The 20,947-nt window shown below is 46.2% G+C and carries 24 protein-coding genes and 1 tRNA gene; 15 read left to right on the top strand and 10 right to left on the bottom strand.

Annotation, left to right across the window (positions count from 1 at the left end; translation table 11 throughout):
- On the top strand, positions 1-752 hold a 752-nt coding region (locus ACRC32_RS09585), incomplete at its 5' end, for a PaO family protein (RefSeq protein WP_438553747.1).
- Between the two features lie 33 nt (positions 753-785).
- On the opposite strand, the gene ACRC32_RS09580 is transcribed toward ACRC32_RS09585, so the two are convergent.
- Entirely contained in the window at positions 786-1,706 is a 921-nt protein-coding gene (locus ACRC32_RS09580; protein WP_438553749.1) for an AraC family transcriptional regulator N-terminal domain-containing protein, read from the bottom strand.
- A gap of 183 nt (positions 1,707-1,889) precedes the next feature.
- Between ACRC32_RS09580 and ACRC32_RS09575 the strand changes: the two genes are divergently transcribed.
- The 3 genes from ACRC32_RS09575 (at position 1,890) to ACRC32_RS09565 (ending at position 4,541) form a co-directional block, all read left to right on the top strand.
- Positions 1,890-2,402, top strand: a complete 513-nt coding sequence (locus ACRC32_RS09575) for an AraC family transcriptional regulator (RefSeq protein WP_438553746.1) — start codon at positions 1,890-1,892, stop codon at positions 2,400-2,402.
- Between the two features lie 138 nt (positions 2,403-2,540).
- Positions 2,541-3,506 (top strand): MBL fold metallo-hydrolase, encoded by a 966-nt coding sequence (locus ACRC32_RS09570; RefSeq protein ID WP_438553745.1) that lies wholly within the window; start codon positions 2,541-2,543, stop codon positions 3,504-3,506.
- A 147-nt stretch (positions 3,507-3,653) separates the two neighbouring features.
- Positions 3,654-4,541 (top strand): AraC family transcriptional regulator, encoded by an 888-nt coding sequence (locus ACRC32_RS09565; protein ID WP_438553744.1) that lies wholly within the window; start codon positions 3,654-3,656, stop codon positions 4,539-4,541.
- Positions 4,542-4,612: 71 nt separating this feature from the next.
- On the opposite strand, the gene ACRC32_RS09560 is transcribed toward ACRC32_RS09565, so the two are convergent.
- Positions 4,613-4,744, bottom strand: coding sequence for a hypothetical protein (locus ACRC32_RS09560; protein ID WP_438553743.1), 132 nt, complete (start codon positions 4,742-4,744; stop codon positions 4,613-4,615).
- Between the two features lie 138 nt (positions 4,745-4,882).
- Here ACRC32_RS09560 and ACRC32_RS09555 point away from each other — a divergent pair, with 138 nt between their 5' ends.
- The 6 genes from ACRC32_RS09555 to ACRC32_RS09530 all read left to right on the top strand — a co-directional run bounded on the left by ACRC32_RS09555 (position 4,883) and on the right by ACRC32_RS09530 (position 9,104).
- Positions 4,883-5,374: a cupin domain-containing protein gene (locus tag ACRC32_RS09555; protein ID WP_438553742.1), complete on the top strand. Its 492-nt coding sequence runs from the start codon at positions 4,883-4,885 to the stop codon at positions 5,372-5,374.
- 118 nt (positions 5,375-5,492) lie between these two features.
- On the top strand, positions 5,493-5,897 hold the full coding sequence (locus tag ACRC32_RS09550) for a GFA family protein (protein WP_438553741.1): 405 nt from the start codon (positions 5,493-5,495) through the stop codon (positions 5,895-5,897).
- 95 nt (positions 5,898-5,992) lie between these two features.
- On the top strand, positions 5,993-6,631 hold the full coding sequence (locus tag ACRC32_RS09545; protein ID WP_438553740.1) for a transmembrane-type terpene cyclase: 639 nt from the start codon (positions 5,993-5,995) through the stop codon (positions 6,629-6,631).
- A 102-nt stretch (positions 6,632-6,733) separates the two neighbouring features.
- Entirely contained in the window at positions 6,734-7,510 is a 777-nt protein-coding gene (locus ACRC32_RS09540) for an SDR family oxidoreductase (protein ID WP_438553739.1), read from the top strand.
- 81 nt (positions 7,511-7,591) lie between these two features.
- Entirely contained in the window at positions 7,592-8,329 is a 738-nt protein-coding gene (locus tag ACRC32_RS09535; RefSeq protein ID WP_438553738.1) for an SDR family oxidoreductase, read from the top strand.
- A gap of 64 nt (positions 8,330-8,393) precedes the next feature.
- A complete protein-coding gene (locus tag ACRC32_RS09530; RefSeq protein ID WP_438553748.1) occupies positions 8,394-9,104 on the top strand; it encodes a DJ-1/PfpI family protein in 711 nt (236 codons plus the stop codon).
- 212 nt (positions 9,105-9,316) lie between these two features.
- On the opposite strand, the gene ACRC32_RS09525 is transcribed toward ACRC32_RS09530, so the two are convergent.
- Positions 9,317-9,598, bottom strand: a complete 282-nt coding sequence (locus ACRC32_RS09525; protein WP_438553737.1) for a hypothetical protein — start codon at positions 9,596-9,598, stop codon at positions 9,317-9,319.
- A gap of 73 nt (positions 9,599-9,671) precedes the next feature.
- On the opposite strand from ACRC32_RS09525, the gene ACRC32_RS09520 reads away from it, so the two are divergent.
- Both ACRC32_RS09520 and ACRC32_RS09515 read left to right on the top strand, forming a co-directional pair.
- Positions 9,672-9,872: a hypothetical protein gene (locus ACRC32_RS09520; RefSeq protein ID WP_438553736.1), complete on the top strand. Its 201-nt coding sequence runs from the start codon at positions 9,672-9,674 to the stop codon at positions 9,870-9,872.
- Positions 9,873-9,953: 81 nt separating this feature from the next.
- Entirely contained in the window at positions 9,954-11,552 is a 1,599-nt protein-coding gene (locus tag ACRC32_RS09515; protein WP_438553735.1) for a GMC family oxidoreductase, read from the top strand.
- A 180-nt stretch (positions 11,553-11,732) separates the two neighbouring features.
- Here the strand turns inward: ACRC32_RS09515 and ACRC32_RS09510 are convergent, their stop codons facing one another.
- From ACRC32_RS09510 to ACRC32_RS09485, 6 genes are all read right to left on the bottom strand, one after another.
- Entirely contained in the window at positions 11,733-12,572 is an 840-nt protein-coding gene (locus ACRC32_RS09510; RefSeq protein WP_438553734.1) for an alpha/beta fold hydrolase, read from the bottom strand.
- Positions 12,573-12,634: 62 nt separating this feature from the next.
- On the bottom strand, positions 12,635-14,146 hold the full coding sequence (locus tag ACRC32_RS09505) for an aldehyde dehydrogenase family protein (protein WP_438553733.1): 1,512 nt from the start codon (positions 14,144-14,146) through the stop codon (positions 12,635-12,637).
- A gap of 38 nt (positions 14,147-14,184) precedes the next feature.
- Entirely contained in the window at positions 14,185-14,334 is a 150-nt protein-coding gene (locus ACRC32_RS09500; RefSeq protein WP_438553732.1) for a hypothetical protein, read from the bottom strand.
- Between the two features lie 36 nt (positions 14,335-14,370).
- Positions 14,371-14,766, bottom strand: a complete 396-nt coding sequence (locus ACRC32_RS09495) for a RidA family protein (protein WP_438553731.1) — start codon at positions 14,764-14,766, stop codon at positions 14,371-14,373.
- A gap of 148 nt (positions 14,767-14,914) precedes the next feature.
- The gene (locus ACRC32_RS09490) at positions 14,915-15,076 is read right to left on the bottom strand and encodes a helix-turn-helix domain-containing protein (RefSeq protein ID WP_438553730.1); all 162 of its coding nucleotides are present in this window, start codon (positions 15,074-15,076) and stop codon (positions 14,915-14,917) included.
- A gap of 222 nt (positions 15,077-15,298) precedes the next feature.
- Positions 15,299-15,370 (bottom strand) — tRNA-Thr (locus ACRC32_RS09485).
- Positions 15,371-15,691: 321 nt separating this feature from the next.
- Between ACRC32_RS09485 and argF the strand changes: the two genes are divergently transcribed.
- Together argF and lexA are read left to right on the top strand one after the other, a co-directional pair.
- The gene (gene argF / locus ACRC32_RS09480; protein ID WP_438553729.1) at positions 15,692-16,609 is read left to right on the top strand and encodes an ornithine carbamoyltransferase; all 918 of its coding nucleotides are present in this window, start codon (positions 15,692-15,694) and stop codon (positions 16,607-16,609) included.
- Positions 16,610-16,887: 278 nt separating this feature from the next.
- Positions 16,888-17,499: a transcriptional repressor LexA gene (gene lexA / locus ACRC32_RS09475; protein ID WP_438553728.1), complete on the top strand. Its 612-nt coding sequence runs from the start codon at positions 16,888-16,890 to the stop codon at positions 17,497-17,499.
- Positions 17,500-17,724: 225 nt separating this feature from the next.
- Here the strand turns inward: lexA and ACRC32_RS09470 are convergent, their stop codons facing one another.
- On the bottom strand, positions 17,725-18,771 hold the full coding sequence (locus ACRC32_RS09470; RefSeq protein ID WP_438553727.1) for a glycosyltransferase: 1,047 nt from the start codon (positions 18,769-18,771) through the stop codon (positions 17,725-17,727).
- A gap of 565 nt (positions 18,772-19,336) precedes the next feature.
- Here ACRC32_RS09470 and ACRC32_RS09465 point away from each other — a divergent pair.
- A complete protein-coding gene (locus ACRC32_RS09465) occupies positions 19,337-20,818 on the top strand; it encodes a DNA phosphorothioation system restriction enzyme (RefSeq protein WP_438553726.1) in 1,482 nt (493 codons plus the stop codon).
- Positions 20,819-20,947: the final 129 nt, after the last annotated feature.

Genomic DNA, 20,947 nt, shown 5'->3' with positions numbered 1-20,947 from the left:
CTCAACCGCTCGACATAGAAGTTCTTGAGTTCTCGGCTCAAGGAATTCGCAGCAGGTGGCGGGGAACGAGGAAACCCAATGAGACATGGAAGCACATCGATTTTGTCGCGCCAAACTTAGTTTTGAATACTGCTAATATTGAAAAGCGAGGTTGGTCTTTTGGATTGGCTTTGTATTCAATTCCTTTAGGCAAGGGGCGATGTCGTCTTCTAGCTAGAGGTTATCGTAATTTTCTGAAATTAGGGGTCTACCTCAGACCTCGCTGGCTCGACCATTGTAATACAAACAAAATATTAGAGCAGGATTTACCCCTGATTGTGGGACAACAGGTAGAGATTGAGCGGTTGGGAGAAAGCCTGAAAGAACTATACTTGCCGCTCAAGACATCCGACACGTTGGTGATGGAGTATCGCAAGTGGCTGGATGAATTTGGGTCATCAATGCCATATTATCAAGGCTATTTCACCTCGAAAAATCCTAGCAATGGCGATCGCACTTGCCAGCCGATGCTGCTAAACCGATTCTCACGACATACACAAATCTGTAGTTCCTGTAATCGAGCCTATCAGGTAACAAACCAGCTCAAACAAATCTTTGTGGGGGTAGCGATCGCGCTGGCAGCATTAGCCGTAGTTACAGACAAGTTTGAAAGTAAGAGTGTGGCAGTGTCAGCAAGTCTTGCGGCAGTAGTTTTAGTAGCAGTGCTGTCGAAAGTCAAAACTAAGTTTGAACGTTCCTACACGCGCAACTAATATTGCTCCCGTGTAGATAGCAAGATTCAAAATTCAGGATACCCGCAACCGTTCAACATCCCTGATGGGCGGCGCACCAAACATACGGGCATATTCGCGGCTGAACTGCGAAGTGCTTTCATACCCAACTTGGTAGGCAGCCCAAGTTGCATCGGCATTCTCGGCAAGCATCATCTGACGCGCTGTTAATAGTCTCAATTGTTTTTGATATTGCAGCGGACTCATCGCGGTGACTGCCTTGAAATGGCGGTGGAATGACGAAGGAGACATATTTGCTTGCTCTGCTAGCTCTTCAACCCGGAGCGGCTGTGTAAAATCAGCTTTGATCCGTTTGATGACTTCAGCGATGCGCTGCATATTGCTGCCAGAAGTGGCAATTTGACGAATCGCTTCGCTTTGTTCCCCCACGAGCAGACGGTAATAGATTTCGCGGACGATTATTGGTGCGAGGAACGGGATATCTTGTGGTGTATCTAAAAGCTTTGTCAGTCGTGTGGCGCAATCAATCAAGGGCGGATCGGCATCGCTGATGAACCAGCCTCTAACTAGATTTTCTTTGCGATCGATGCCTGGATTTGTTTGAGTAATGATGTCACAGAGTTCGGCTGGGTCTAACTTGAGCTTGAATCCTAGATAAGGTCGATCGGGTGTCGCCTTTACCGCAGATCCACTCATCGGCAAATCCACAGAAATCATTAGATACTGAGCGACACCGTACCGATAGGTTTCCTCATTCAGCAAGACTTCTTTTTTCCCCTGCACCACAAGGGCAAAAATCGGTTCGCTAACTCTCGCCATTGCTATAGAAGCACTCGATTGTTTCATGAATTCCAGGGGAGCGATCGCGGTTGCATGAGCGCCGTCTCCCTTGCTGTCAGTGTGCTGAGCGACCAGTGCCGCCAGTTCTGCACATTGAGCGATCGCTACCTCTTGGCTTGGTGTCTCAATCGTCATGCTGAATTCCTGACTCATTTAGCCCTTCTCACGCACTCATTATAGAAAATATTTCTGACTGACTCATACCTTACTTGAGAGGATTAGGCAATCATCTGCAAGGTTTGTGTATTCATGTGAAAGTTTATTGATTCTACGATGAACTCATGCCACAGGCTAAGACTGAAAGGATAAGGAGTACATATGAAAACAGGATCGATTGCGGGTACGTCATGCGGGTTCGCTCGCCTATGGTATGAACGGACGCGAGACATTGCTGCCGATTCAACACTTTGCCAAGGCACTAGCCAATTGTCTGTCGAATCGTTGACCCAAGTGTTAGTTATTCATCTTTTGCAACACTATTCCAAGTCTGCACGAATCGTTACGTCTCAGAACAAAAGCTTAACTCACGTCCAATTACAGCAAGCGATCGATTATATTCACGCTCATCTTGACCGAGAGTTGTCACTGGCTGAAATTGCCCAACTCATCAATATTAGCCCCCCTTATTTTGCCAATTTGTTCAAACGCGCTATGGGGATTTCGCCGCATCAGTACGTGATACAACAGCGAGTGGAACGGGCAAAATTGATGCTATCGAAAACCGATTTGGCGATCGCGGACATTGCCTTACAAGTCGGGTTCTCCAGTCAAAGCCATTTGACACAACAGTTTAAGCGATTCACTGGCATGACACCCAAGCAGGTGCGCTAATACCATAAGAATCTGATAAATCGTAGTAGGAATTTGAAAGAAGTCAAGCATTAGAACTTTGTACACTTCGAGTAGATGAAGTTAGAGGCATTCGATCGGTCTTTATTCAGCTTCAACTACCACTAAAAGGTCTTGAATATGCTTTCCAGATTAATGATGGCTGTTGCAACCACAGTGTTAGTAATTGCTACCTCTTGTATTTTTCCAGGGATTGCGCTAGACAAAAGTGCGAAAACTCAAGTACCAGGTGTCTATCCATTCAAGCTAGGCGATTTCACAATTACGGCGCTCAGCGATGGCACATTACCCCAGGATCTGCATACAGTTTTGAGCAATACGAACCCAGCCCAAACCGATCGCCTTCTCCAGAAAAGCTTTCTCACAAATCCTGTTGAAGCATCCATTAATGCTTTCTTAATCGATACCGGAGATAGACAGGTGCTAGTGGATACGGGAGCAGGAAGCTTCTTTGGTCCGAAGTTAGGCGGCAAGCTTCAGGCATCGCTAAAGACAGCAGGGTATACTCCTAGCGAAATCGATGCTATCCTTCTGACCCATATCCATAGCGATCATAGTGGCGGTTTAGTCGATGCGGGTCAGCTAGTGTTTCCCACTGCTACGATTTATGTCAGCAAACCCGAAGTCGATTTCTGGTTCGATCGTGCCAATGCAAAGCGATCGAACGTCGATGAAAAATATTTTGACGAAGCCGCTAAAACCGTCAAACCTTATTTGAATGCAGGAAAGCTGAAATCGTTTTCTGGCGAGACAACCATTTTACCAGGAATCACCACACATCCCACACCAGGACACACTCCTGGACATAGCAGCTATGTGGCGACCAGCAAGGGCGAGAGCATCGAGTTTTGGGGCGATATCGTTCACTTTGCCTCGGTGCAATTGCCAAAGCCAGAAATTACGGTTGCTTATGATGTCGATCGAGATGCTGCTGCTGCACAACGCAAAAAACAGTTTGCGAGAGTGGAAGCATCACGACTCTTAGTTGCAGGCGCACATTTGCCCTTCCCAGGAGTCGGGCATCTTCGTATGGCAGATGAAGGTTACGCTTGGGTGCCTGTGGATTACCGATGGCGCGAATCTTGATTCCGAGAGATTGAGAGCAGAACTGCTACCAGCCACATTTACTAGTTGTGAAAAAACTCTGTGATTCACCAGTTGAGTAGGTTTTACACGCTAATTTAGAAGAAGTCTTGAGTCAAACCAATCAGTTGAATTCTGAATGCAAAGCTGATGAGAAGCACCCCAATCCACTCAGTCAAACCTGACGAATGGTTAAATAAATCCTTGGTATTATCTAGCCAACAGATGGACTGGAATGGAATCTTGGTGCAACAGTTTCAAAGCTTTCCAACATCAACTGAAGTCGAGATTCCTGCCCTATCAAATCACTGGCTCAACTTACCGCTAGGACAACCCGTTCGGTTGACTCAGAAGCGTGACGATCGCTTGCATGACTCTATTGTTCAAAAGGGTGACTGCATTTTTGTCCCAGCAGGACAACCGAGCTACTGGCACTGTTGGGAAAGTGTTACCTACAAGTCAATGCTGCACATTCACTTGAAGCCGGAGTTAGTCGCGCAAGTTGCTGAAACATCGGATCTCAATGGCGATCGAATCGACCTAGTGAACTGTTTTTCTAAGCCCGATTTGCAGCTTCAGCAGATTGCCATGCTGCTTTTAGCTGAATTGAAGTCAGACAGTATCATGGGACGGCTTTATGTTGAATCTTTAACTCAAGCACTAATCATTCATCTGCTGCGACATTATTCTGCGATTACACAAACCATTACACCAAAGCAAGAGAGTTTAACTCGCACTCAGTTGCGAAAAGCGATCGATTATATTCACGCACACCTTGACCGAGATTTGTCACTGGCTGAAATTGCAGGCGTTGTTAATATCAGCCCAACTTACTTCGCGAGTCTATTCAAACACGCCACAGATATTTCTCCGCATCAGTACGTGATTGGGCAACGGGTGGAACGGGCAAAATTGATGTTGTCGAAAACAGATTTGGCGATCGCCGACATAGCCTTACAAGTGGGTTTCTCCAGTCAAAGCCATTTGACACAACAGTTTAAGCGATTCACTGGCATGACACCAAAGCAGGTGCGCTAATACCATAAGAATCTGACAAAGCATTGTAAGAATCTGAAAGCAGTCAAGCATTGGAACTTAATACACTCGATCTATATACGATCGGCAGAATCCAATGCAGACAGCACCGGAAATAGAACCATGTACAACTCAAGCGTCGTCCACAACGAGGCGACAAGTTTTGCTTGAGGCAGACAAACGCTTTCAGATCGATCGCGTGTCATAGCCCCATGAATTGGAAGAAGTTTTTGCAACGAAACTAATAATTAAACAGAATTATGGAACAAGTTCGATCGGCATCGCCAAAGGCATACAAGCGCACCGCTGCGCTCGACTCGACCATGTTTTACATGGGAAACGTTATGTCCTTCCTGGCTAGAGGTGAGGATACTGGGGGTCGCTTTGCCCTGATGGAGGCTCAGGCGAAACCTGGCAATGAACCACCCCCTCATCTTCATGAATGGGAGCATGAGACGTTTTACGTGCTGGAGGGCGCGATGGAGGTCTACTGCGAAGATAAGGTCTTGATGGCGCATCCAGGGGAAGTGGTCTTCATCCCGCAAGGCAAGCCGCACGCTTTTTATATTCGCTCCCCGCACATCCGAATATTAATCTTGGTTCAAGCAGTGGGCGATCGCGCAGTTGGGCTGGATCGCTACTTCACCCAAATGGCTGAACCTGCAACTAGTATGAATCTTCCCACTGAAGCGGTCACATATCTTATGGACGATCCCAGTCATGCTATCCACCTGGGTGAGGCAAACGGTATTCGTTTTCTGTCGCCGGAAGAAACCGCCAAGGAACTGCCACACTACCCAGGATTTGGGGCTAATCTGGAGAAAATCGGACAATAGAGCAGCGATCGCTCAATTATGCAGATTTAGCCGATACCGCGATCGTTGTTGCGAACGAGCCGAATTAAGCTTGCAGATGCGACACCCCGAAAATCCGATCGGTGTAAGACTCTGAAAGATGAAGAAAACATATATAGGAAGCTGCCACTGTGGTGCAGTACGGTTCGAGGCTGACATCGATCTCAGTGCTGGGACAAACAAATGCAATTGCTCTATCTGCACTAAAACAAGGAACTGGAACGCGATCGTCAAACCTGATGCGTTTCGGCTACTTACAGGAGAAAACGCCCTGAGCGACTACCAATTCGGTAGAAAGAATATGCACCATTTGTTTTGTCAGTATTGCGGAGTGCGATCGTTCGCACGAGGATATGCTGAGGCGATCGGTGGCGATTATGTCGGAATTCAACTAGCTGCGTTAGACAACGTGGAACTGCAAGAGTTGATTGCAGCACCGATTCGCTACGCAGATGGACAAAACGATCTCTGGGAAGTTGCACCAGATGAAATCAGACACCTTTAGCAGTCAAACGAATTTGCAACACAGGCTGCTTTTAGTTTTCTTTTCTGCTTCTGTGCAAGCTCTTGTCCCATACTGAGGATTCAGGTATAAAACTTATGACTACCCCAACAGCTTTAGCAATTCTTTCTGGTATCTTTTGGACAATTACATATTTATTGATTATTCGACGCTCTATTCAAGATAAAAGCGTTGGAATGCCTCTAGTAGCACTTTGCATGAACATTTCTTGGGAATTTATCTTTTCCTTTGTATTTCCCAGTCGTAAACCGCAGCTTTATATCAACTATGTCTGGTTTTTCTTAGATCTAGTCATTGTTATACAGTATCTTAAGTTTAACAAGTTTGAATTTAGTAAACATTTTCCGCAAAACTTTTTTCACCCTACTTTCTTCTCAGTGCTTGCCGTTAGCTTTTTCAATATGCTATTTATTACCTACGAATTTGGCAGAGATCGGGGCGCGATTTACACTGCTTTTCAAATTAATTTAATTATGTCAATGCTATTTATTTCTATGCTTTTATCTCGTGGTGATGTCAGGGGACAATCTATGTACATTGCGATCGCAAAAACGATAGGTACTGCATGTGCTTCTCTTTCATTGTATTTGTCTGGATCGTCATCAATGCTCTTAATTTTTCTCTATCTAAGTATCTTTCTGTTTGATTTAGTGTATTCAGTTCTGTTTTACATCAAAATCAAGGAACAAAAGATTAACCCTTGGAAAAGAGCATAATACTGCTCTTTTCATATGATACCTTCTTTAGGAAATTCAACGACGATCGCATTACTGCCGACTCAAATAATCACATCAACTAAAACAAGCAGGAGAAACACAATGATACTTCAGAATAAAGTAGCTTTAGTGACTGGAGGCACGTCGGGAATCGGTAGGGCTACCGCGATCGCTTTTGGTGCTGCTGGCGCAAAAGTTGTCTTCTCGGACATACGCGATGTAGAAGCTGAAGAAACTGCGGCTCTGATTCGCGATACTGGAGCGGAGTGCTTGTTTGTGCGATCGGATGTATCTAGAGAAGCGGATGTGCAAGCCTTGGTGCAGAAAGCGATAACTTCGTTAAGCTTCGCTAACGCCACCTACGGCAGACTCGATTGTGCATTTAACAATGCTGGGATCGATCGTGTTGTTAAACCGCTGCACGAACAATCGATAGAGGATTTTGACAAGATCCTGTCAATCAATGCGCGAGGAGTATTTCTATGTATGAAATATGAAATTCAGCAAATGCTGACTCAGGGATCGGGCGCGATCGTGAACAATTCGTCAACGAATGGTCTCGGTGCGCTTCCAGGGATATCTCCCTACGTTGCCAGCAAACATGCGGTGATGGGGCTGACGCGATCGGCTGCCCTCGATTATGCCAAACAGGGCATTCGGATTAATGCCGTCAATCCTGGTCCGATTGCGACTGACTTAATGGCTCGTAGCGCTGAGCAGATGGGCATAACGTTCGACGATCTCGGGTCTATGGTTCCGATGGGTCGCATCGGTCGGGTAGCAGAAATTGCTCAAGCGGTCGTCTTTCTCTGCTCCGATGCTGCCAGCTACATCACGGGACAACCTTTGGTTATCGATGGTGGATATACAGTAAGTTGATTTCACCGCGCGATCGAAGAGTCCCCACACTGCAAAATAAGTTCGCTCCATAACCGTAAAATAACTAGAAGATATAGTCTCATGACTACTAACAAAAATATCCAAAAAGTTGTGCTGATTACAGGCGCGAGCAGCGGCATTGGTGAAGCCACTGCTAGGTTACTCGCTTGCAAGGGTTTACGGGTTGTGTTGGGGGCACGACGCACCGATCGACTTGAAGCGATCGCATCCGAAATCCGCGACAAAGGTGGCGTAGCAGAATATCGCACCCTTGACGTGACTAACCTCGAACAGATGCAAGCCTTTGTGGAGTTTGCCAAAAATAAGTTCGATCGCATTGATGTGATGGTAAACAATGCAGGTGTGATGCCGCTCTCTAAGCTAGAGGTGTTGAAGATCGATGAGTGGAACCGCACGATCGATGTGAACATTCGTGGCGTACTCCACGGCATCGCTGCTGCCCTACCCATCTTCAAGCAGCAACAATCTGGACAGTTTGTGAATCTATCCTCGATCGGCGGACACGCCGTTTTTCCCACTGCTGCGGTTTATTGTGCGACCAAGTTTGCAGTCTGGGCAATTTCGGAGGGACTACGGCAGGAATCGACGGATATTCGAGTCACGACGATCTCGCCTGGAACTACCCAATCTGAACTTGCTAGCACTACCACCGATGCCCAAGCGGCGCAGTGGTTGGAGGCATTCCGCGAGTTGGTCATCCCAGCAGACGCGATCGCTCGTGCCATTGCCTTTGCGATCGAGCAGCCAGAAGATGTGGATGTCAACGAGATTGTCGTTCGACCGAGCGGACACAGCTAACATCAGCCGAAGTTAAGGTACTAAAATAGGTGCGAGTATTAGTAACTGAGAAGGCAAAATGAGTATTATCCCAGAGGAAATTCACCTCAATATTGGTGCGATTATCTTTCCAGGTCTAGATCAGACCGACTTTACCGCTCCATTTGAAGTCCTCTCGCGGCTCCCGAATTCTACTTTCCACGTTCTTTGGAAAGAGAAGATACCCGTGAAGGATGTCAAAGGATTGATTTTGACACCAGAGAAAACGCTCTTCCAGTCACCGCCGCTCGACCTTCTGCTCGTACCTGGTGGCTATGGACAGGAGGCATTGATGGAGGACGAGACTGTTCTTGCCTTCATTCGGGAGCAAGCAGTCAAAGCAAAATACGTGTTTTCAGTCTGCACTGGAGCTTTGATTTGCGGAGCAGCGGGTTTACTCAAAGGGGTACGGGCGACAACGCATTGGTCAGCTTTTCATCTCCTAGGGTATTTTGATGCAATTGGGATTGATGAACGGGTGGTAATTGATGGCTCTTTTGTGAGTGCAGCAGGTGTCACTGCCGGAATTGACGGCGCTCTGCGAGTGGCTGCACTCTTGCGCGGCGATCGCGTGGCTCAAGAAATTCAACTGCAAATTCAATACGCGCCTGAACCACCGTTTAATAGTGGTACGCCAGCCAGCGCACCGCCTGAGATTTTAGCAGCAGCTCGATCGACCAGTCGAGAGATTACAGAAACTCGATTGACGACTGCAAAACGCATTGCTGCAAAGTTAGGAGTCGTGACTGTTGCTTAGTTATCAACTCTTAGCAACACAACCTCTGACTCAACGCTTTAATCACCTAACTCGAATTACACCGAAACAGGTTCTCGCTTCACCATAAGAATCTGATAAATCGTTGTAAGAATCTGAAAGAAATTGAGTGTTGGAACTCATTACACTTAAGTTAAATTAGACAATTAGTATCAGTTATTAGTAACAGGAATCTCCTTATCTTTGAAATAAAATTATGGTTCAAGCAAACAGAATTGCCATAAAAAACTTACGGAATTTAGATCTAAAGAACTTTTTGGAGCAACGATGACTCGATTGCTATCTCGCGAACAGCCGTAACCATTACCAGATAAAAGAGTTTTTACGGTTGACAATGCCAAAGATTGACCGATCGCAGGTTGTTCCACTGGGTTTGGGCGATCGCTCGCCGAAGCCGTTCTCAAACATGACGATCGCGCGTTAGCGTTCGTCGAGGAAGCAGTACATCTACTGAAGAAGGCAAATCCGCTCCACACAATTGCTAAAACAGTTCATTATCGACTGACTGTTGCTGGAGAAATTGTAGTAAACCTCATTAACGATAAAAACATGAAAAGTAACTCTGTTAGATCTCAAGCTTTTCTTCATTTGGTAAATAATTTTCAAGCTCAAAAAGTTCAGCGTTTGCGTTTGCTAAGTCGTTCGACGATCGCAATTGGGATTCACCACTCGAACTCATCAGATTTCGAGCAAGAACGCTCTAGATACAAAAGAATTTGTAGCTCCATACAACAACAATGCGTCCAGTAGTGATGTCAATTTTTGAGCTATTACTACGTTTTGTACCGCTGATTTTTGCCAAACAATTGTTAAATTTATTAGTGAGAAATCATGACTCAATATGACTATATTATTGTAGGTGCAGGCTCAGCAGGCTGCGTAGTCGCTAACCGTCTCACCGAAGACCTCGAAACAACCGTGTTGTTGCTGGAAGCAGGCGATCGCGATACAAAACCAGAGATTCAAATCCCATCTGAGTGCGTCAATCTACTAGGCTCAGAGGTGGACTGGGGCTATTTTTCTGAACCAGAACCATATCTGAATAACCGTAAAATGTTTTGTTCCCGTGGCAAAGTCTTAGGGGGTAGCAGTTCGATTAATTTCATGAGTTACATTCGAGGCAATCCTCACGATTACGATCGCTGGCAGAAATTAGGCAATCCTGGTTGGAGTTACCAGGATGTCTTACCCTATTTCAAGAAATCCGAGCATCAACAACGCGGTGCTGATGCATACCACGGTGTGGGTGGAGAGTTAAGCGTGACCGATCTGATTGCGCCTGCGGCAATTTCTCAGCGATTTATAGACGCAGCAATGGCATTAGGCTATGACTACAACCCTGATTTCAACGCCAAGCAGCAAGAAGGAGCGGGAGCGTATCAATTTACGATCAAGGATGGTAAACGACACAGTGCTGCTGCTGACTTTCTTACACCCATTCTCCAGCGCCCCAATTTAACTGTAATAACTGGAGCGTTGGTAACTCGATTGTTGTTTGAGAGAACCCGTACCGTTGGCGTGGAATATCTACATGAAGGTACGCTACACCAAGTCAGGGTCAACTCTGAAGTAATTTTAAGTGCGGGCGCGTTCGATTCGCCCAAGCTGCTGATGCTTTCCGGCATTGGGGATGCAGCCCACTTACAAGCGTTGGGAATTTCCGTTGTCGTCGATCTGCCAGGTGTCGGTCAAAACCTGCAAGACCACATTCTCGCTCTTGTGTCATACCAGGCGACTCAGGATTTACACTTTGCCAGTACTAGTAGTCTCGGAGAAGTTGGATTATTTTTGCATAGCGGGAACAATTGGGAGGTTGCACCCGATTTACAGTTTTTCTTCGGTCCCACTCCCATCCAGTTTTTACCACCTGGTTATACTCCCTCTGAATTCGGATTCACAGGTGTAGTCACTTTGACTCATCCTCAAAACATTGATAGTGTCAGTTTGCGTTCGTCCGATCCAAAAGACGCACCGATGTTTCGGATGAACTATCTGCAAAGTGAAACCGATGTGCAAAAGTTAGTAACTGCGATTAAAATCATGCGCCAATTGTTCCACTCCAGTGCCTTTGATGAGTTTCGGGGTGAAGAAATTGCTCCTGGTGCTGACGTGACTAGTGATGAAGCACTCGTTGTTTACATTCGAGACACTGCCAGCACAATGTGGCATCCGGTCGGCACTTGCAAAATGGGTATTGACCCAATGGCAGTTGTAGACCCCGAACTACGAGTACATGGGGTTGAGGGATTGCGTGTTGTCGATGCCTCCATCATGCCCACGATTACTACGGGGAATACAAATGCACCCACTATCATGATTGGCGAGAAGGCAGCCGATTTAATTAAAGCAAATCGTACTCAACAAACCCTTATGACTAAGTACAACGTCAAAAATCCAGCCCACTTAGTCTATCTAGGAATTGGCGATTGAGCAAAGCCCACGCTTCGCGAACGCGACTGGTAAGGCTTCATTCGCCCAATATTGCCTGACTTCAAAAAATCCGAACACCCACACTGTGCTGTACTAAAACATACCACGGTGTGGGTGGATCGAAACCTGCAAGATCGCATTGGCGTTTCTGCGGCATACAAGGCAAGATTGAAATACCGATTAATTTCCCTGTTGAAGAAAGTCCAGCAGCACTGGATTGACTCGATCGGCATGAGTCCAGTTGATGGCGTGCGGTCCGCCAGGAATTACCACAAGTCGGCTGTTTTCAATCAGCTTTGGTAGTCTCTCTGCGGTTGACTGTAATGGCAAGATGCGATCGGCATCACCATGAATAATTAGAGTTGGCACGTCAATACGCGGCAGATCGTTACGGAAGTCAGTCAGCCACGATGGTACACAGTCGAGAGTCCCCTTGGCAGAAGCCCCTGCTGCCACATTCCAACTCATTTGGATCGCCTCATTACTGATGCGATCGCCCAGCAGCACATCCACGTTGAAAAAGTCTTTGAAAAATGCCGAAAAATAAGCGGGACGGTCTTCGACAATTGCTTTCATAATGCCATCGAAGACACTTCGCTCGACTCCCTCTGGGTTATCGTCTGTCTTGAGAAGGAAAGGGGGAACTGGAGCCATCAACACTGCTTTACTGACACGCTCTGAGCCGTACTTGCCGAGATAGCGTGTCACTTCGCCTGTCCCCATCGAGAAGCCGACTAGCACGGCATCGCGCAGATCGAGTTTAGTCATCAGCGCGTTTAGATCTGCCGCAAAGGTATCGTAGTCGTAGCCAAATGACGGTTGGCTGGAAGCACCAAATCCTCGGCGATCGTAAGTAATAACTCGATATCCCTCGTTCAGCAGAACTAATACCTGTTTTTCCCAGGAATGACCGTTGAGCGGAAATCCGTGAATGAGTACGACAGGTTGACCTGCCCCAAGGTCTTCGTAATAGATATCGATGTTTGCAGAGTTTTCTTGACCAACAGTGATGTAAGGCATTTAGATCTCCTATAAATTCGACATGGTTGAGAATACTCAAAGACGATTGCTGTTCCTTGCAGCTAGCTCAAATCGATCCAAATGGATTTAGTCTGCGTATAGTTCTCCATCACTTCCTTACCATTCTCGCGCCCGAAACCAGATGTTTTGTAACCCCCAAAAGGAACAGAAACATCATAAATGTTGTAGCAATTGATCCAGCAAGTTCCTGACTGCATCGCGTTCGCCACTCGAAAGGCTTTCTTAATGTCGCGAGTATGTATTCCAGAGGCTAATCCGTAGTTCGTGCCGTTCGCAATTCGGATCGCTTCTGATTCGGTGTCAAATGGAATCACCGTCAGCACTGGTCCAAAGATTTCCTCCTGAGCAATCCGCATTTCATTGGTTGCATTCGTGAAGATGGTCGGTTGAAAGTAGTAGCCTTTGCCATCCGTGCCATCTGGATAGAATCGCTCGCCACCATAGCGTAAGGTTGTACCTTCCTGCTTGGCATACTCCACGTACTGCATTACTTTCTGGAGTTGTTCGGCATCGGCTAACGGACCAAACAGCACGTCTGGATCGAGCGGATTACCCATCTTGATTTGGCTCACATAGTTGACGAGTCCATCAACAATCGCATCGTGAATCGATCGCTCTACTAACAATCGCGACCCTGCCGAGCAAATCTCGCCTTTGTTGTAGAAAATGCCAAAGAAAGCATTTGCGATCGCGCTTTCCAAATCTGCATCCGCAAACACAATATTGGCAGACTTTCCACCTAATTCCATTGTGGTTTTCTTCAGCGTATCCGCACTGTTGCGAATGATGCCGATTCCTACTTCGGTTGAGCCTGTAAAGCTAATTTTGTCGATCGCGGGATGTTTAACGAGTCGATCGCCCACTCTACCACCCGACCCTGTAACCAGGTTGTAAACTCCAGCAGGCAATCCTGCTTCATCAAAGATTTCTGCTAGTTTAATCGCAGATAGCGGCGTAGCACTGGCAGGCTTATGAATTATGGTATTCCCAGCAGCGAGGGCAGGCGCGATCTTGGTTCCTGCAAGAATCAATGGGAAGTTAAATGGAGCGATCGCGGCGACAACCCCTAACGGTTCCCGCACAATCGTCACGTGTTTCGGAGTGCGGTCGGGTGGCGGCGAAACTAGACGAGTCACGCCATCGATTTCTGGAGCCATGCCCGCATAGTAGCGAAACAAATCCGCCAGTAAGCGAGCATCTACCGTCTTTGCAAAGTAGATTGGTTTGCCCATATCGAGTGTTTCACACAGTGCTAAATCGTCCGCATATTGTTCGATCAGTTGTGAAACGCGGGTGAGAATTTGCTGTCGCTCGTGCCCTGTCATTTTTGCCCAAGGTCCGTCATCAAAAGCGCGACGGGCAGCGAGAATTGCATCTTCTACATCTTGTTCGGAAGCTTCAGGAATGTCTGCGATCGCAGTTTCACTAATGGGGCTAATTGTCGGGCGAGTTTTACCATCAGATGCCGAGCGCCATTGTCCATTGATGTAGAGTTTGGCTTGTTTAATCGGCGGATTAGGGATTGCGATCGTGGAACTGAAAGTTGCGGTCATCGTGCTTTCTCCATGTTTTTTGAGTACATTTGGTTTTGCTACTCCAATTTCTGAGATATCAACGCCAATCGCTGCAATTCGTTTTTTTTAGAAACCATAATCATTCTCCACACAGCCATGACTGAACTCGATCGAGCAACCGTTGCAGTATGTTCGATGTCGGGTGCGATCGCTATCCTAAGTTGCATCCACGAGGCTCAAGCCCTGAATCATTCGTGAAATGGTTACACTTTGGCAACACACTTAATTTCAATCATGAGATCGGGCAAAGCGAGACGCTGAATTTGTACGATGGTGCTTGCTACAACTGGGGTGCCAGCAAAGATCTCTTGCCTGCATTTGACCGCTGCTGCATGTCCCGTCTCCATATCGGTTACAAAAAGCACCTCATCCACAATGTTGTCCATCGTGGCACCATAATGGGCAAGGACTTTTTGAATGTTGGTGTAGGATTGGCGCATCTGCATTTCCATATCGTCAATACCAACGACGTTACCTTTGCTGTCGTGACTGACCTGCCCAGAGATGTAGATAGTGTCTCCAACTTTCACGGCTTGAGAATACCCATACTCACTCTCCCAAGGCATATTCAGGCTTATTGTTTCCTTGTTAATCGTCATAAAGTTCTTCCCGATCGGCAAAGAATTCTCCTGGTTCTGTCTATCTGAAGTGTACTGAGTTCTAATACTTAATTGCTTTCAGATTCTTACAATGATTTGTCAGATTCTTATGAGGTTAGCGCACCTGCTTTGGTGTCATGCCAGTGAATCACTTAAACTGTTGTGTCAAATGGCTTTGACTGGAGAAACCGACTTGTAAGGCAATCTTTGCGATCGCCAAATTGGTTTTCGCCAGCATTAATTTTGCCCGTTCTACTCGCTGTTGTATCACGTACTGATACGAAGAAATCCCTATAGTACGTTTGAACAAACTAGCAAAATAAGTGGGGTTGATATTGATGACTTGGGCAATGTCAGCAGTGACAAATCTCGGTCAAGGTGAGCGTGAATATAATCGATCGCTTGCTGCAACTGGGTACGAGTTGAGCTTCTGTTCTAGGATGTATTGGTTGGTGTGAAGGCAGAATAATGTCGCAGAAGACGAATGACTAGCGCTTGATTGAACCATTGCCCGAATTCATTCACAAAAAAAAGCTGGTGACGGGATTTGAACCTGCGACCGGCTGATTACAAATCAGCTGCTCTACCACTGAGCTACACCAGCACAGTGTCCTATGTTAGCAAACTTGGTCGGCATTTAGCAAGACTGTGAAAGCCTATGTAGAGCTTATGTCGAGTTTTCGATCCCCTCGCCCAAAAAGGGGGCAACAGTTAAGTCGGATATGGGGTTACCTCCTTTGATAAACATGGAGTCGTCTATTTCCCACACGAACTTAAGAATGAACTGTTCTATCTGCCAAAAATCTGCTACTTTCTAAAGAATCAGTACTTTTTTGACACAGCGAAAAATCGAAACGAGGTAGGCTGTGTCAAATTTTGTTTGTGACAGCTTCTTACTCACTGTTCTTTATTCACCATAGGCAGCATGGCAGAGTTGAAGGGAAGAGATTTACTAGGTCTTGCCGATTTAACTTCAGAGGAAGTGACAGCATTGCTACAACTGGCAGCGCAGTTAAAATCAGGACAGCTAAAGCCTCAGTGCAATAAAGTTTTGGGATTGCTATTTTACAAAGCTTCCACCCGCACGCGCGTCAGCTTTACTGTAGCAATGTATCAATTAGGGGGGCAGGTAATCGATCTTAACACCACAACAACCCAAGTTAGCCGTGGCGAACCTGTAGAAGATACAGCACGAGTTTTAGATCGATATTTGGATATTCTATCGATTCGGACTTTTGAGCAGCAACAACTCGAAACTTTTGCCCATTATGCCAAAATTCCTGTCATTAACGCTCTCACCGATCGCGAACATCCTTGTCAAATTTTGGCAGATTTGCTGACGGTAGAAGAATGTTTTGGCAAGTTGAAGGGACTAACTTTGACTTATGTAGGTGATGGTAACAATGTCGCTCATTCTTTGCTGCTGGGCTGTGCTTTGGTAGGTATGAATGTCAGAATTGCCACTCCTGCCGATTTTAAACCTTTAACAGAAATTGTCGAGCAAGCCAAAGCGATCGCCTTACCAGAAACTGAAATTACCGTAACAGAAGATCCAGAAGCAGCAGCTAAAGGATCGCACGTCATTTATACCGATGTCTGGGCGAGCATGGGACAAGAATCAGAAGCTAATTCCCGCATTCCAATCTTTCAACCCTACCAAGTCAACGAACAATTGTTAAGTCTTGCCGATCCAGAGGCGATCGTTTTACACTGTCTCCCAGCCCATCGCGGCGAAGAAATAACCACCGATGTCATAGAAGGTTCTCACTCCAAAGTCTGGGATCAAGCTGAAAATCGAATGCACGCTCAAAAAGCTTTACTAGCTAGTTTGTTGGGAATTTAGTGAATCGGGAGTCAGGAGCCGGGAGTCGAGAAGAGAGACAGGGAGGACACTTGCGTGCGGGGGTTCCCCCCGCTCTTGCGAACTGGCGTGGGGTTCCCCCCGTTAAAGCACGTCGCGTCAAAGTGTCCGTGGACAAGGGAGAAAAACACCAATTACCAATTACCAATTACCGACTAAAACTAATAACCAACAACTAAAAACTTTTTTTTGCCATTAGGGGCAATTTTGTAGTACGACTGTTCTAAGAGGTCTATATCGCGATTGAAACACACTAAACTATGGAACCCCTAACGGTAGCTCAACAAGAACTATATGACTGGTTAGCAGAATACGTGCGGCAATACCAGCATTCACCTTCAATTCGCCAGATGATGCAAGCGATGAATTTGAAATCGCCTGCACCCGTGCAAAGTCGATTGGAACATTTACGCGCCAAAGGATACATTGAATGGACGGAAGGTAAAGCACGGACGATCCGCATTTTACAATCCCATTCTCCCCAACAAAGTATCCCAGTTCTGGGTGCGATCGCAGCTGGCGGTTTGGTCGAACCGTTTACCGATGCTGTCGAACACCTAGATTTTGAAAAGCTATTTTTACCACCTGCAACTTTTGCGTTGCGGGTGATTGGTGACAGCATGATTGAAGATTTAATTACTGAAGGCGATCTCGCCATCATGCGTCCAGTTGCCAATCCAGAACAGGTAAAAAATGGCACGATCGTTGCAGCTAGGGTAGACGGACACGGTACGACTTTAAAACGCTTTTATCTTCGTGGCGATCGCGTGACGCTCAAACCCGCTAATCCTAAATACAAACCGATAGAGATCGCCGCCAAGCAAGTCCAACTGCAAGGCGTTCTCTTAGGCGTGTGGCGCGGCTATAACTAGGGAACAGGGAGTAGGGAGTAGGGAGCAGAGGAGCTTCAGGTGCAGAGGAGTAGGGAGACAAGGGGGAACTCGGGGACCCCGCGACCGGAGGGAGTGGGGATTAGGGGGCAAAGGGAGACAAGGGAGCTTCAGGTGCAGAGGAGAGATCGGGAGCAATTCTAGCCACTAGCTACTCACTACACCCCACACCCTACACCCCACACCCCACACCCCATTCACGACTCCCTACTCCCTATTCCGCTCCAAATATCGCTTGAGGCTACTAGCTACAGCTAAGAAAGGCACTAGGAATAGTGCAGCTATGACTTTTAAGGAGTAACTGCACTTGAGAGCTTCTCGAATTTGAGCTTTTGTAGCGGTTAGATCGCCTCTACTAAGCACTCTGAAAGCATTTCTTAAAGCATACAAGGCGCATTCTTCCAGCGCTCGTTTTGCTATGCGGTTGGCTGTGGATTTTGGTAAATACGAGCGGGTCGTTTCAATACTCTGACGCATATTGACAATATTTTTTCCCGTTCTCACAAAGGCAGAAGTCTGAGACCTAGAGTGGACGCGAAAACAAGCTAGTACTTGTGGCTCGAACCAAATAGGGTAGTGTGCGGCGATTCTCCGCCACATTTCGTGGTCGCAAGCACCATACAATTCTGGACGAAAGCCACCCAAGTGTTCGTAAACACTGCGCTTAACCACCATCGCTGGTGGATCGACAAGCGAGTATACTGCAATGCGTTTTAAAAAGTTAGGAATTATACCAGAGGTACTTCTTTCTAATGAAGATAAATAATTTTGCTGCCGATTGTTCTCGTCAATGTGTCCGTGCCGACAATACGCCGCACCTATACTTGGTTCTTGGGTAAATGCTGCTTCTAAGGACTGATAAAATCCTGGTAAAACAATATCGTCATCGTGCAGAATATGAATTAAATGACCGTGAGCGCGACGAATGCAAGTGTTGAGATTTTCAACCATGCTGACGGTCTGAGGCTGTTTGTAAATAGAAATTCTGTGCTGTTTAGCTAATCGCTGAATCAGAAATTCAATCTCAGGGTTAGTAGAACAATTATCAATCAGTTCAATTTGAATGCGCTCTGCTGCATATTCTTGCATTTGCTCTACAACACTAGCGATCGCTTGCTCTAAGTATGTTGTGCGGTTATATATCGGAATCATTACAGACCATGTTGGTCTTGCTACATCTGGAGGAAGTGGATCGATAGCATTTGAGCTTTTCTTGACTTCGGTTAAACTGCAATCTGTGTTGTTGCTGAGCATCTTGATTTTTAAACTGACTCCGCTTCGGATGAAGCCCACCACTAGAAAAAATAGACTTTACAAAGTTACTTGGAAAGCTAAATTTAAGCTTTAACTCTCTTCAAATCAAACACAATTTTATTCGATCGCATGTATTTTTTTTATTTTTGATAACCTGTATTGAAATTGAATCTGACTAATTGCATATAAAATCTGTAGCAGCGATCGCTACCAGTATGCAACTAGAACTCACATAGAATTTATCGATCTCAGCTTTGAAGTCACATGAAATTTTTACGGTCGATCTTGAAATTTGATATGGGAAATTATACTAGAATCCGAGAAAAAAAAACAGCATGTCGAACTCTGATTTTAAGTATAGGCTTTGAGCAGCTACGAAGTAACTAATTTAGGCTCAAATGATAGTGGCTACCAATATCGATCCTGGTAGATTCATTTTGAGTTATTGGTGACAAACTTTTTTGTAGATAGAAAACTATACTACCATAAAGGTATAAATTATTACTTTAGAGCTAGTCATGTTTCTGTTCTTCAAGCGCATTGCTTCAGATGGGATTTAGAGTCAATGTATCTTACGCAGAGTTCAGTCAAATACCCGCTTGATGCCCGATCGCAGTCAAAATTATTTGTTGCCAAGGAAGAACGGGGCAAGTACCAACCCCAGACGACACCAAAATCCTTACCGATACCGGGATGTCCGAGAATACCCCGATCGCTACAGTTGCGATCGTATCAGCGCCAAGCCATGACTAATTGGTTTGCCAATCGCGGTAGGGGAACGTTGAAAATGGCAACGGGTAGCGGTAAGACAATTACAGCTTTAGCGATCGCCTGCGAACTCTATCAAAGAATTGGCTTGCAAGCCTTAATTGTTGTCTGTCCCTATCGTCATCTCGTCACCCAATGGGCAACAGAAGCCGAAAAATTTGGTTTGCAGCCGATTTTAGGCTTTGAAAGTCTTCGACAGTGGCAAAGTCAGCTATCTACAGGACTATATAACGTCCGCGCTGGCAGTCAGCCCTTTGTTACTGTCATTGCGACCAACTCAACTCTAATTGGCGAAGGCTTTCAATCTCAATTGAACTATTTCCCAGAAAAAACCCTAATAATTGGCGATGAGGTACATAACCTCGGTGCGCCTCGTTTAGAACAAAGTCTACCCCGCCAAATCGGACTGCGCCTGGGTTTATCTGCTACACCAGAAAGATACTTCGACGAGCAAGGCACGGAATTTATTTTTGACTACTTTGGAACAGTCCTACAACCAGAACTCACTTTAGCTGATGCCATTCAACAAGGGGCATTAGTCCGCTATCTTTACTATCCGATTTTGGTAGATCTGACTGCTACCGAAGCGCAAGCCTATGCAAAACTGACGACGAGAATTGGTTGGGCGATCGCATCCCAAGAAAACGGTGTAGAAAGCGATATTACGCCATTATTGATGCAGAGAGCTAGATTAGTTGGCGCAGCAGCCAATAAGATTGATGCTTTACGACAGTTAATGCGAAACCGTCGCGATACATCCCACACCCTATTTTATTGCGGCGATGGAACGACTGAAGATGAGCGTATCTCGGCAAGCGATCGCCAAATTGCAGCCGTCGTCAGAATGTTAGGAGTGGAACTCGGCTATCGCGTCAACACCTACACCGCTGACACCCCTTTAGCAGAACGGACAAAATTGCGCCGTCAATTTGAAACAGGAGAACTGCAAGGTTTAGTAGCAATTCGTTGTTTAGATGAAGGTGTCGATATTCCTGCCATCCAAACCGCTGTCATTCTAGCTAGTAGCAGTAATCCGCGCCAATTCGTACAACGACGCGGCAGAATTTTACGCCCTCATCCAGGTAAAGAACGCGCTACATTATTCGACGCGATCGTTTTGCCCCCAGAATTAGATCGCGATACATGGGAAGTCGAACGCAATCTTCTGCGCAAAGAATTACGCCGATTTATCGAATTTGCCGATTTAGCCGACAATGCTGGAGAAGCCAGAATGAAATTGCTCGATTTGCAGAAAAAATATGGCTTGCTGGATGTTTGATGGGAGCAGGGAGCACTTAGCAGGGAGCAGGGGGACAAGGGAGCAGAGGAGCAGAGGAGCTTCAGGTGCAGAGGAGCAGAGGGAGAATTTAATTCAGAATTCCGAATTCTCCCCACACCCCACACCCCA

The organism is Chroococcidiopsis sp., from assembly GCF_051657925.1.
Classification (GTDB): Bacteria; Cyanobacteriota; Cyanobacteriia; order Cyanobacteriales; family Chroococcidiopsidaceae; genus Chroococcidiopsis.
Note: the sequence above shows the minus strand (reverse complement) of the source record. Positions and strands in the feature narration are given on the sequence as shown.

Bases quoted from the DNA above. Each gene is read 5' to 3' on its own strand.
- ACRC32_RS09580 (WP_438553749.1), bottom strand. From the start codon at position 1,706: ATGACGATTGAGACACCAAGCCAAGAGGTAGCGATCGCTCAATGTGCA.
- ACRC32_RS09575 (WP_438553746.1), top strand. From the start codon at position 1,890: ATGAAAACAGGATCGATTGCGGGTACGTCATGCGGGTTCGCTCGCCTA.
- ACRC32_RS09570 (WP_438553745.1), top strand. From the start codon at position 2,541: ATGCTTTCCAGATTAATGATGGCTGTTGCAACCACAGTGTTAGTAATT.
- ACRC32_RS09565 (WP_438553744.1), top strand. From the start codon at position 3,654: ATGAGAAGCACCCCAATCCACTCAGTCAAACCTGACGAATGGTTAAAT.
- ACRC32_RS09560 (WP_438553743.1), bottom strand. From the start codon at position 4,744: ATGACACGCGATCGATCTGAAAGCGTTTGTCTGCCTCAAGCAAAACTT.
- ACRC32_RS09555 (WP_438553742.1), top strand. From the start codon at position 4,883: ATGTCCTTCCTGGCTAGAGGTGAGGATACTGGGGGTCGCTTTGCCCTG.
- ACRC32_RS09550 (WP_438553741.1), top strand. From the start codon at position 5,493: ATGAAGAAAACATATATAGGAAGCTGCCACTGTGGTGCAGTACGGTTC.
- ACRC32_RS09545 (WP_438553740.1), top strand. From the start codon at position 5,993: ATGACTACCCCAACAGCTTTAGCAATTCTTTCTGGTATCTTTTGGACA.
- ACRC32_RS09540 (WP_438553739.1), top strand. From the start codon at position 6,734: ATGATACTTCAGAATAAAGTAGCTTTAGTGACTGGAGGCACGTCGGGA.
- ACRC32_RS09535 (WP_438553738.1), top strand. From the start codon at position 7,592: ATGACTACTAACAAAAATATCCAAAAAGTTGTGCTGATTACAGGCGCG.
- ACRC32_RS09520 (WP_438553736.1), top strand. From the start codon at position 9,672: ATGAAAAGTAACTCTGTTAGATCTCAAGCTTTTCTTCATTTGGTAAAT.
- ACRC32_RS09515 (WP_438553735.1), top strand. From the start codon at position 9,954: ATGACTCAATATGACTATATTATTGTAGGTGCAGGCTCAGCAGGCTGC.
- ACRC32_RS09510 (WP_438553734.1), bottom strand. From the start codon at position 12,572: ATGCCTTACATCACTGTTGGTCAAGAAAACTCTGCAAACATCGATATC.
- ACRC32_RS09505 (WP_438553733.1), bottom strand. From the start codon at position 14,146: ATGACCGCAACTTTCAGTTCCACGATCGCAATCCCTAATCCGCCGATT.
- ACRC32_RS09500 (WP_438553732.1), bottom strand. From the start codon at position 14,334: ATGCAACTTAGGATAGCGATCGCACCCGACATCGAACATACTGCAACG.
- ACRC32_RS09495 (WP_438553731.1), bottom strand. From the start codon at position 14,766: ATGACGATTAACAAGGAAACAATAAGCCTGAATATGCCTTGGGAGAGT.
- argF (WP_438553729.1), top strand. From the start codon at position 15,692: ATGGCAGAGTTGAAGGGAAGAGATTTACTAGGTCTTGCCGATTTAACT.
- lexA (WP_438553728.1), top strand. From the start codon at position 16,888: ATGGAACCCCTAACGGTAGCTCAACAAGAACTATATGACTGGTTAGCA.
- ACRC32_RS09470 (WP_438553727.1), bottom strand. From the start codon at position 18,771: ATGCTCAGCAACAACACAGATTGCAGTTTAACCGAAGTCAAGAAAAGC.
- ACRC32_RS09465 (WP_438553726.1), top strand. From the start codon at position 19,337: ATGTATCTTACGCAGAGTTCAGTCAAATACCCGCTTGATGCCCGATCG.